The following is a 10,234-nucleotide window of genomic DNA, read 5'->3' on the forward strand; positions in this document are numbered from 1 at the left end:
AGATCAAAGTCCTGGCTGAGAGGCCAGGACTTTGTCATCAGTCTGAAACCAGCCTGATGGCTGGTTTTTTGCTTTCCGGGGTAAGGACTCTCCATCGAACTCCGTTCAATTACTCGCCCCTTTGGGGCTGGCGCTTACGCGCCATGCAAAAACGCTCCCGGCGCTTTTGTCCGAGTCCGGGCACCTTTCCTTTTTTATGCCTATTTATGAATACATATGTTGTTTTAATTCAAAAAGTTAGCATAAAAATATTTTCCAATTCGTTTTGATTTATCCCTGAGTATCCGGAAAATTGATCGAAAAACGGTTGGCCTGAAGTTCACCCTTTACGCATCGTCAATAATCCAGCTCAACGGGTACTGGGTAGTCCTGCAATTTCGCCGCACCACCCAGCGTCTCACGAATCGTGGCCGAATAACGCGTTGTTCCCACTCCGCCAACAAGATTATCCAACTCACTGAAGGCAAAACGTAACGAACGATTATGCGCCCAGCTCTCCAATGGCGTTAGGCGATAAGTGAAGTACACAATCGTCAGTTCCTGATTTACGCGATCGATTTTCTCGATACCGTTCACCTGCATCCTGCCGTAACAGAGATCGCCATATTGGCGCCAGTTCTTATCGCCCACGGGCGATAAACGATATACCCTGTCTGTGCCTTCCGACGTCGCGTGTGCCAGCCCGGCGTCCACCAGCGCTTGCAAACGTCCACTATTCCAAGGCGCGTCACCTTTAGGGCTACGCACCGGCCACTGTTTCTCGCCCAGACACAACGGTGGCTCCGCATCAAAAAAATCCTGCACCCGTTGTTGGTAATCCTGCTCGCTAAGTTGGGCCAACGCCTCGAGGGGTAACAGCAACCCGAATGCGATCAATAAGAACGTTTTCATTTTGCCAGCATGGCCTCATTCACTTCCTTGTAGGCCTCATCGACTGACTGGTAGGTATTCTGTGTCACCACGCGCTTCCGCTCTGACCATTCATACAGCGGTACGCCAGGATCGTTCCGAGACTCTGTAAAGCTATAAATCGTCAAAATGACTTTAGCAGGATCAAATACGTTTTCCCCCTGCTTCCTTGCCGTCACCAGAAAATAACGCTTTGCCGACAGGAACAGTCGATTATCCTGCACCAAAAAATCCGCCGCGGCAGATAGCCGATAGTCGAACCAGGTAAACGTATTACTGTTGGCAACCGGCATGATACTGTGCATGCCGTCCGGGCGTTTTATAAAGAAAGTCAGACCGAGATTGGGATGCGAGGTATTATTGTCAAACTGGGCGACGACGACATAGTCGTTCCCTCCATCCCGATTAAGATCCAGCCGATTGATGCCGTCTTTTAACGCCACGGGTGAGAGCGCGGCGGCAGTGCCGCTCATGGCACAGAGCACCACTCCCCCTACGAATTTATTTATCATCAAGCGTCCTTACCAGTCGAAAACCAATATCTGACATGAAAAAACCGGGCGTATGCAGATCGCAGCTTGCTAGACTGTTCGTCCGTTCCAGATAGCTGCCGCCACAAAAGTAGTACATGGTTTTACCGCCCTCCACCGCATAGGACTCGCTCAACCACTCAGAAACATTCCCGCTCATGTCGTAAAGGCCCAATAAGTTTGGCTGCTTCGACGCCACTGGCAACGTGCCGAATGACTGCGTGTTCGCGGGGAAATGCGCGACGTTCTCAGGCTGGTCGCTGCCAGCGTAGCGATAGCCGTAGGTAGCGTTCGCCAACCCCTTTTTCCCGCCCCTGGCCGCCATTTGCCATTCTGCAAGCGTCGGCAAACGGTAACCGGAAGACTGCGGGTTGCCACGTATGGCCTTGTCGTTATCATCCTCCGGCGCCCGCTTCAACGTCTCGCCATCGGCCGTGAGGTAGTAGGGTTGCAGCCGTTGCCGCTCACTGAGCGCATTGGCGAAAATCACTGCGTCCCACCATGAAACGTTGGTGACCGGATGCCGCCCGTCGTCCTGCTCGGGTGGCAGGCAATCCTCAAAGGTCGCGCCATTGCAGCCACCGCTGTGTTGATAGCCCCGCTCTTCCGCCCATTCTTGCAGTGCATGATACTGCTGATAGGTGACTTCCGTTTTCATCATGGCGAAAGACGCAATGGCGGTATTGGGATGGGCGGCATAGTCTCCCGGCCCGAAGATGGGGCCAACGTAGAAATTGCCGCCGTTAACGATAACCTCATCGGGGAACGAGATCGCCCCTTGCGCGGTTAAAAAGGGAAAGGTACAGCATAGTCCAACGATAAAACGAGTCTTCAACATGACGATACAAGTTCAATTTCGAGGTTAGAGAGCGGCACTGAGCAGCAAGGCAGAATGTAGCCATCAGCAATATTGTGACGAGAGATCCCACCAGAATGGTCCATTCTGACGCGACCGGACGTCAGACGTACTTTGCACACACCGCAGGATCCGGCGGCACAGCGATAAGGCAGTTTGACGCCGGCCTCATAAGCGGCACTGAGCACGCTTTTATTCTCCGAAACCGTAAAGTCGATGGCGGTATTACGAATACGACACTTAAATTCTGACATTACATTCCCCCCGCCAAACGACGCAGTAACTCCTTCTGCAAGAGTTTATTTTCCTTTTTAAATGTTGCCGAGGCAACCGCGTTCTCTTCAATCCGGCGGAGTAAATACGGCAACGACTTGTCGAGCGGGCCATAAGGCAGGTATTTGCATACACGAAAGCCGGTTTGCAATAGTGAATAAGTAATATGATCGCCCAGTCCGTAAAGCTGCCCCACCCAGGTGCGTGCCGTGCGCAACGGCTCGCTCTTCATAATCAGCGCAAGACTGTCCTCGTTATGCGTGGCAAAAAACGGCGCGATGCGATCCAGACGCTGCGCGATATAGTCCACCGCAGCGTTATAACTGTAATCCGTTTCCTGCTTGGTAGAGAAACAGCGCTCACCGCCGTTCACTCTTTTCTCTTCTTCCAGATAGGCGCCACGCACAACTTTAACCCCAAATATAAAGTCATACTGACAGGCTCTCTGGTAACATTCATCTAGGAAACGCAGTTGATCCTTCAAATAGAATTGTAGCGTCAGCGTTATTACCGCACTATCACGGTTGAACTCGCGCATCATTTCCAGTACCAGACGGTCGACTGCTGGCTGAATCTCCGTTTGCTCGGCGTCAACCATGACGCGCACGCCATGAGAACGAGCATAGTCGAATAGGTGTGAGAAACGTGCCACGATGCACGACCATGCCTGAGTAGAAGTTTCATCCAGCGCTAATCCTTCGCTCTGGCGTGCATACACTGACACACTGCCCAATGATGATGGCTTGATCACGACAAAAGGAAGAGTATCGGTTTGTTGAGACATTTCAATAAGGCGTAGCGTATTCTCCATCGCGTTATCAAACTGCGCTTCGTCATTCTCCCCCTCAACGGCATAATCCAGCACGCTGGCAATCCCGGCACGCGCCAGAAAGGTTGCTGTGCTGCGTACATCCTCTAGCGTTTCACCGCCAAAGTAGATGCTGTTAACCCGAGAAAAAAGACGTCCGTGCGGCCGTGCGAGGCATTTTTTCAGCGTAAAAAGCGACAGTCGGCGCGTCAGCCTATGCGTCAGAATCGCTGTCGCACAATATTTGAAAAACAACGTACCTGATGTGTAACGACTGTAGATAGCGTAAAGATCGTTATGCATGATGGTTCCAGTTCCATAGCAATCCGGCGCGTTTACGCGCCGGTATCATGAGGATTAGAGATCAGCGGTTTGCCCGCGATACAAACGACGTACGATGTTGTCGTCGTCAAACTCTTCACGCTCGTGAATGACACGACGGTTATCCATAATCAGAAGATCGCCATCTTCCCAGAAATGCTTGTAGTAATAGCGTTGCTGTTTTAAAAATGCCCCAAGCTCCTGGAAAAAGGTACGGGTTTCATGTTCGGTGAAACCAACAATCCGTGGCTCCCAACTGGCTGGCTGTCCATTATCAAATGGGAAATAAATCAACATCTTTCTGACCCACCCCAGGTCGGTGAAGACCGGTACTTTGAACCAGCCATCTGGGGAGACGTCAACATAGTAGCCCCGCTCCAGCACACGAACTTCAAAGGTTTCTTCCTCGAGTACGCGCAGCAAATGAGCAGGCATTTCCTGACAGGCCAGCGCGTGATCGCACACAGTGGTAGCGCCACGGAACTTGACGTTTTTGATCTCGGCAGCATACAGGAAAACCTGATCCACCTGTGACAGCAGCAGGCCTCCGTCGGCATGGAAAGGCAGTTGACCACGCCCGGTTACTATTTTTCCTTTCTCACCTTCCAGCTTCAATGTGTCGCGATAGCCGAAACCCACCCCGATTTTTTCATCGGCATACTCAACGACCGTGCCGTACGCCGAGTAAATATCGCGGAACGTATCGGCATCAATATCGAGTTTTTTCACAACGACAAAGCCTTGACGCATAAGCAGGTTTTTAATCGTTTCTGTTTTCGCTTCTAGAAACTCCCTGTGATCGATATATGCACCGAAGCCGGAGGCCATAATCGGATTGAATCTCACTGTTTCGCTCATTTTCTTCCTTATCCTTAATATTTCTTGCCAAGAACATTTTTAAAATGACCCTGTGCGTCGCGCGCCTGAAATGCTGCCTTATGTACAGACTTGGAAGCATCGCGGGTTTGCTCTAACAGGTGAATGAAAGGCTTGTTTACCGCCCGTTTTGTATTGATAAATGCGGAAACTGGGTAGCCCGCCATGACGTGCGCCTGTGTAATAGCGGCATCCAGCAGTGCTGTGCTATCCACCATCTGATTAACCAGGTGGTAATCCATACAACGTGCCGCATCAAGCGATTGACACTGATAAATGATCTCCTGCATCGTATTGAATCCGTGGGTGAATCCCAATATTGCCGCACCAACCGAACATCCGATGCCATGCTTAAGCTCCGGCATGGAAAAACAGGCCGTCGACGCCATCAGTCGCTGGTCGAACATCAGTGCGAACTGAAATCCCATGCCGATCGCATATCCGTCTACCGCCGCGAGAGTAGGTTTATTCACATTCAGTACGGCCTGATACAAATCGATAACTCGGTCGATCCACTCTTCAATATCTTCACTACGTGATAGTTGCTTCACCTCGTTGAAATCCCCGCCGACGGAGAATGAACGCTCCGCACCGCCGTAGACCACCACAGCATGTACGCCGTCGTCGGCATTGGCTCGTGCCAGCGCATCTTTCACACTATTCTCCAACGAGCGACTGAAGGGATTATGTTTATTCGGATGATTCAGCGTAATAATCCGAACCCCATCGGCATTCTCTTCCAAAACCATAGTTAGTCCTTTTTAATCAATTCTTTAAGCTGAGATGGCATGACATCATCAATCGAGAGTCGTCCGCGCAGGAAGGCCTGGTAAACGCGGTAGGTAAAGCGGCTTTTGGTCTGGTAATTATCAACCGTTGAGCCGAGTACATTGGCGAATGCCTGATTGACTGAAGAACCTTCGTGAATACCAATTTTCTTGCGCCAGACGATATCTTTAGGCAGCAGTCGGAGCGAATCGGCGTATTCGCGCAGGACGTTTTTGACCTCGTTATCGTAAATTTTGTAATCAGGATGCAGCGAATGGCACAGCGTAATCAGCGCGTGCGTCCAAAAGGGATGGCGAATATCGATGCCGTAATGGGAGGCCCCCAGGGTGGAAAACTCCCCCGTCCAGCGTGTGCGGTATACTTGCTCGGCGAGAAGCTGATTCGGGTTCTCGTAATGTGCCCCCGGTTTCAATATGCCGCCAAACAGCAAATCGGAGCCGTAGCCAGTAAGCATGCATGACACTTGCCCTTCCGCCTGCCGGTACACATTAAACAGTCCCGATTGGATTTCAGCCGATAAGCCGTCGAATATTTCGTTGTAGTAGATGGATTCGACGATGCCATTGATGACATCGGTTTCGGACAGGATTCGCACCTGATGGCACGTACCAAGTGCATCGGCTACCTGCTGAGAAAACTCAAACTCATTACTGAGTTCCGTACCAATCGAATACGTATTCAACTGTTTGAAATGGCGGCTGGCGAGCGCGGTTACCAGACTGGAGTCCAGCCCGCCAGAAAGCGGAATACCGACCGTATCAAAGCGTTGAGCCAAATCCCCAAGAGGGGCGTTCAGATAACGCTCAATCAGCACTAACAGCGGTTCGCGCGGCAGAGCTAATAGTTGATTACCAGCAGGTTCGGTAAGCACACGACTCTCAACGAAAGGATAACCTTCGCTATCGCGCGTAAGAATATGTACCGCGCCCGGCTTCAAGCGCTGCGCATTTTTCACCGGCGTGTAATTATCCGCACGCGTCAGCGACTGGCAAACCAGCGCTTCGTTTTCGAACAGCAGCGCATCTTCGCCTTCAGCCGCAGTAACCAGCTTCAGGCTATTGGTAATCCAGGTTTTCTTCGCTTGCACCACATGAACGGGTGAGAAACCGCGAGACTCGGTGATAACCGTTAGTTTGCCTCTCGGTTCGTCGATGAAAAAGCAGAAGTCTCCCTCGGCCAACGCTAGTGCGTTCTCTCCCAAGCGAGTAAACAGCAACGCCAGCAGCTCGGCATCGTTAGAAAGATAGGCTTCACCATCCCATATCCCAGCCAATCCGGTCAGAAACTCCCGGTTATACAGCTTGCCTATCAGATAGGCCGTCCCTTTTTCTGTATCGCATTTCTGATAATGACTATTCTGTTCGATAAAAAGATAGCCATTACATAATACTTCTCCTTTTCCGCTAAAGCGGCGTTGAATATTATTTATATCGGCATCAAAACCTTTATAAATAATGCAAAAACCATTACTCATAGTAATAACCTTACCTTAATAACGACATGAGAAGAAATAATGTTTAAATTCTTCACATATCATAAAGAAGATAAATAAAAATATTAACCATGTAAAAGTTCAGCTCACTCGCTTTCTTTTAGATAGGGAGATACTATTCTTTTAGATAGGTAACACCCTCTGTCAGCATAGTTGTCAGTATGTCCTGAAGGTAGCTGTTCTTTCATCGGCGCCTGCAAACTCGGTTGTGCGTATTTTAAACTCAACATCATTGCTAATTCATAGCAAAGGCCTTGTTTATGCTGAATCTACAGCATCCGTCAATATTGGCGTCATTCTTCTGGTTCCGGACAAATGTTTTCAAGTATTGTGCAGAAATAGGTCTCACGTTACATCCCATAGAGTTCAATGTTTGAACCCAGACATGAGAAGTGGAGCAAGACCTTCATGGCAGTTAAAATCCCGGGGCCGTATGGTGTCTAGAGAATTCTGACGAGATACCTTTTTGTTATAGGCCATAGAATCACCAGACATCCAATACCGATTACGTCGCAAAGGGGCGTCAATTATATCAGTCGGTGCCATATATACTATTTTGAAAAGATAATTATCGGGATTCCATATGTTTTATCATCATGGTTTTACAAGGGGAAGTGAAAAGATTTAATTCAAGTGCTTTGGTTATAGCATGACGGGAATTGATAACATCCAGTTTTCTAACTGAATTATTAATGTGGAATTTAACTGTGACTTCACTAATACCCAAAATGTGGGAGACTTCTTTGTAAGTTCGTCCACTACTGACCAGGGAAAGCACTTCAGTTTCACGCGGAGACAGCAAGGTATTTCTGGCGTTATCGGGTAGTTTAGCTTTATCTTTAACGACTCGCTGGTAGGCCATCACTTTTTCATGCACGTTCACTAGCAGCATTTGTAAATCATTTTCATGATTTTTCATACATTTTTCAAAGTTTGTTTCGTCCAAATGATTCGCTATACTCAACGTCGCCACGTTATTATCATGATCGTGCAAAACAAAAGTATAACCCGTACTAATATTGTGCTGTACGGAAGAAACAAAAACATCCTGATTCTTGACCCTGAACGTAACAATATCGTTATCATCCCAAGAGAACGGCGTAATACGCGTCAATGAAGCAGAAATTATCGGGTCGCTCAAAAACATCTCTTTTCTTAGGTACTCATCCATCCACGCCTCTGGATAATTCGAAATAATATAAGGTTGGCTTGTAGAAGTTTTGCTCATCATAAAATATGAAAACCATACATTCCCAACGCATTTCAACTTTCTTTTTATAAACAAACAGATCTCGCCATTCATATCCAATCCCTATTACCAACATTGCTCAATGATTAAATAATTAACTACTTCATAGAGAGTAAATATAATTATCTTTAGCCATACTAGATATCGGGGCAGTCCCCAGTTTGATAAAAACGGTTAATAGATCTTGATAAATAGACCATACCAATAGCCTTTAATCAATCGAAAATCATATATGTAGAGAGTGTTTTTTGAGCTTTTTTCTTTATCTGGTCAAAATAACCACATATACAAAAAATAATTCGAGTTGCAGGAAAGCGGCAACGCAGTAAATCCCCTGGAGATTACTCCAGTATAGTGACTGGGGTGAGCGTGGAAAGCAAACACACCTGCAACTTGAAGTATAAATTGTATAAAAATAGTTAACTCCAGCTCTACATAATATATAACCACTAGTATTTAATAGGACTTAAAATTATCAATCAAAATACAAAAAGTCAACATATTACACACAGCATTAACCATAAAAACAATTAACACCTTAATTATATAATTTTTAATTATTTTACCAGGAAGATAAAAATAATGATATTGCAGTCGAGTAGCTTTCCTATACTCTAAATATTTCGAGTCGCGTGACGGTAACCCCTCCGAAAAGCAGAGTGTTCATAAATAGAATTTTCTCGTAATTTGAACACAGGAGATTCGCTATGACCCGAAGGGCAGAGAAGCTCATAAATCACGCTTTACCGACAGCCAGCGAAACTGGGGGTTTGGCCTGTGCTATCAGTACCTTCGCAAGGTGAAGGGCTTCATATGGCGTTGGGCGGATACGGTTAAATATCTGTCCCAGCACGGAAACAGAGATATTTAAATCACAGTTCAGGTATAAACCCTTCTTCACGCAGAACCTTTATCACCCACGTTCGAAAACTTCGCCGTATAGGAACAAGCCCCTCTCCGACGAAAAATAGATAGCCGGATACAGGATCTTTTCGCTCAAGAAAGTGTGGTTTGTCAGTTGATCTACTTTCTTCAGCTCAGTTGAACTTTATTTTTCAATGTATCGCGATACCGACGCTGGCGTATTGATTTCGCGCGCCTACCGACCTTGGCGGTTGGCGCTGTTTTATCGCTATCTCCAGAGCATCTATTACAAGCTGGTTTTTCAATCTGTTATAAGTAAACACACAAGCTAATTGAACAAATAAAATTGCTTCATAATTTAAAATCACCCGTTATGTAGAGGCTAGCTCCTTTGATATGAAAGCGTTATCCTTTTGATAGGATACGTAATCTTGCTGCCTTACATGTTTCCGAGCACGAATAATACGTCAGAAACAGCATTGGGAAACTGATTCAAACCGTCTTTTACCTGATGTATCAGAGGCGTGGACGGATAAAATTTAGGTAACTTCAACACCAAGGAAAGCAATGATAATGACAAGGTATCGCGTTCTCTGGTCTACAGTGGTCGGTTTACTGTTGTTCAACACAATAAATACCAGAGCTGCCACCCCCGAAGAAATGCGACGGCTTGATGAAGCCTATCCCAGTGGCAGCTCGGTTGTATGTCGGGCTCAGCTTGAAGGAGACGGGAAAAATCTTCTTTCTATGGAAATGGTGCTGCGAGGAAAAGTCATAAGCAAGCAAGGAAATCACTCATCTCATGATATCAGCGTAGCGTGGATACCACATAAGACAAAATCCTCCACACTTACTGTCAGTTACCATGTGGATACAACCGATGAGGGGAACAGTCGTCGTATGATTATCGATCCTGCTAGCCTGAAAGTGTCAATGCCCGGCAACCGTGCATCTGAAGAGGCTGTTGCCGACGGTTTTCGCAAACGATTCGCTTCTGGCGCAATACATCAACGTTACGGAGATATTGAAATCACTGATTTTCCATCTTATATATTGAGAAATCAGGGAGAGGAACCACTTTATTGTAGTAAGGAATATTAAATGAATTATTTCCCCCACAGCCAAATGCCAGAACCAAGTTAGCTGCGCCAGAAAGTCATCATCAAACTCCATGATATCAATCTCATCAATACGCTGCGGCTCATGGTTAAACGAATGTTGATCTTGCCCAGCGACGGTGGACACTGCCTTAAGCGAGGTTTCTTTC

General features: G+C 47.1%; 11 protein-coding genes and 1 pseudogene. 1 reads left to right on the forward strand and 11 read right to left on the reverse strand.

Going from position 1 to position 10,234, the window contains the following annotated elements:
- A partial coding sequence (locus DDT56_RS24665; protein ID WP_210417077.1) for a hypothetical protein occupies positions 1 to 269 on the forward strand: 269 nt, incomplete at its 5' end.
- 67 nt (positions 270 to 336) lie between these two features.
- Here the strand turns inward: DDT56_RS24665 and DDT56_RS23810 are convergent.
- The 11 genes and pseudogenes from DDT56_RS23810 to DDT56_RS24670 form a co-directional block, all read right to left on the reverse strand.
- Positions 337 to 891, reverse strand: a complete 555-nt coding sequence (locus tag DDT56_RS23810; protein WP_136168828.1) for a carbapenem biosynthesis protein CpmH — start codon at positions 889 to 891, stop codon at positions 337 to 339.
- Positions 888 to 1,421, reverse strand: a complete 534-nt coding sequence (locus DDT56_RS23815) for a carbapenem self-resistance protein CarG family protein (RefSeq protein ID WP_136168829.1) — start codon at positions 1,419 to 1,421, stop codon at positions 888 to 890. The genes DDT56_RS23810 and DDT56_RS23815 overlap by 4 nt, the downstream gene beginning before the upstream one ends.
- Positions 1,411 to 2,277, reverse strand: a complete 867-nt coding sequence (locus DDT56_RS23820; protein WP_136168830.1) for an SUMF1/EgtB/PvdO family nonheme iron enzyme — start codon at positions 2,275 to 2,277, stop codon at positions 1,411 to 1,413. Before DDT56_RS23820 ends, DDT56_RS23815 begins: the two co-directional genes overlap by 11 nt.
- The gene (locus DDT56_RS23825; RefSeq protein ID WP_136168831.1) at positions 2,271 to 2,549 is read right to left on the reverse strand and encodes a 2Fe-2S iron-sulfur cluster-binding protein; all 279 of its coding nucleotides are present in this window, start codon (positions 2,547 to 2,549) and stop codon (positions 2,271 to 2,273) included. Before DDT56_RS23825 ends, DDT56_RS23820 begins: the two co-directional genes overlap by 7 nt.
- A complete protein-coding gene (gene carD, locus DDT56_RS23830; RefSeq protein WP_136168832.1) occupies positions 2,549 to 3,679 on the reverse strand; it encodes a carbapenem biosynthesis protein CarD in 1,131 nt (376 codons plus the stop codon). The genes DDT56_RS23825 and carD overlap by 1 nt, the downstream gene beginning before the upstream one ends.
- 54 nt (positions 3,680 to 3,733) lie before the next feature.
- Positions 3,734 to 4,555 (reverse strand): TauD/TfdA dioxygenase family protein, encoded by an 822-nt coding sequence (locus DDT56_RS23835; RefSeq protein WP_136168833.1) that lies wholly within the window; start codon positions 4,553 to 4,555, stop codon positions 3,734 to 3,736.
- A 14-nt stretch (positions 4,556 to 4,569) separates the two neighbouring features.
- Positions 4,570 to 5,322: a carboxymethylproline synthase gene (gene carB, locus DDT56_RS23840; protein ID WP_136168834.1), complete on the reverse strand. Its 753-nt coding sequence runs from the start codon at positions 5,320 to 5,322 to the stop codon at positions 4,570 to 4,572.
- Between the two features lie 2 nt (positions 5,323 to 5,324).
- Positions 5,325 to 6,836 (reverse strand): carbapenam-3-carboxylate synthase domain-containing protein, encoded by a 1,512-nt coding sequence (locus DDT56_RS23845; protein ID WP_136168835.1) that lies wholly within the window; start codon positions 6,834 to 6,836, stop codon positions 5,325 to 5,327.
- Between the two features lie 586 nt (positions 6,837 to 7,422).
- Entirely contained in the window at positions 7,423 to 8,157 is a 735-nt protein-coding gene (locus tag DDT56_RS23850) for a helix-turn-helix transcriptional regulator (protein ID WP_136168836.1), read from the reverse strand.
- Positions 8,158 to 9,049: 892 nt separating this feature from the next.
- Positions 9,050 to 9,148, reverse strand: a pseudogene (locus DDT56_RS25100) (Fic family protein); the annotation flags it as partial.
- 749 nt (positions 9,149 to 9,897) lie between these two features.
- The coding region (locus DDT56_RS24670) for a hypothetical protein (protein ID WP_210417078.1) at positions 9,898 to 10,234 on the reverse strand (337 nt) is incomplete at its 5' end.

Source organism: Brenneria corticis (genome assembly GCF_003115855.1).
In the GTDB taxonomy this organism is placed as follows: domain Bacteria; phylum Pseudomonadota; class Gammaproteobacteria; order Enterobacterales; family Enterobacteriaceae; genus Brenneria; species Brenneria corticis.